Genomic DNA, 658 nt, shown 5'->3' on the forward strand with positions numbered 1-658 from the left:
GAACTTAGTCATTTCAGACATTTCTTTTGCCATGTCAGCGTCTTCGATTTGAGAAGCAGCAGAAGCCATGTTAGTAGCTTGGCTAGTTACGTTGTTTAAGTTATGGTCTAAACGATTTAATTGAGAACCGAAAGTTGCTCGGGCGTCAGCGACAGCTTGAATAGCAGTATCAATTTTACCCATTTCAGTTGTTGCACCAGCTACGTCTGCTAAAGTTGATAAGGTTCCACTTGTAAGTGCCTTTGTATCGATAGCTTCAATAACAAGTGTATCGTTTGCCGCATCAGAAAGTTGAATCGTAATATCTTTACCTGGATTAGTAGGATCAGCTTTGTCTAGGAATGCATTGCCGTTAAAGTTAGTTTTTCCAGCGATATGATCAATTTCACCTTTTAATTGTTCATACTCTTTATTTAAAGAAGCAGTATCTTTTGCGTTATTCGTACCACTAGCAGCTTGTGTAGCAAGATCACGCATACGAAGTAAGATGTTAGAAATTGAGCCTAAAGCAGCGTCACCAGTACGTAGAGCAGACATAGCGTCTTGTGTGTTACGAGCTCCGACGTTTAATCCGCCTTCTTTCGCACGCATACGAGTAGCGATAGCTAATCCAGCCGCATCGTCAGCCGCACTGTTAATAGATTTACCGCTAGATAAA

1 protein-coding gene is annotated in these 658 nt (G+C 41.2%); it reads right to left on the bottom strand.

Annotation, left to right across the window (positions count from 1 at the left end):
- A partial coding sequence (locus tag ACTFO4_RS30325) for a flagellin N-terminal helical domain-containing protein (protein WP_440014678.1) occupies positions 1–658 on the bottom strand: 658 nt, incomplete at both ends.

This window comes from Bacillus cereus group sp. MYBKT14-1 (genome assembly GCF_051915185.1).
Lineage (GTDB): Bacteria > Bacillota > Bacilli > Bacillales > Bacillaceae_G > Bacillus_A > Bacillus_A cereus.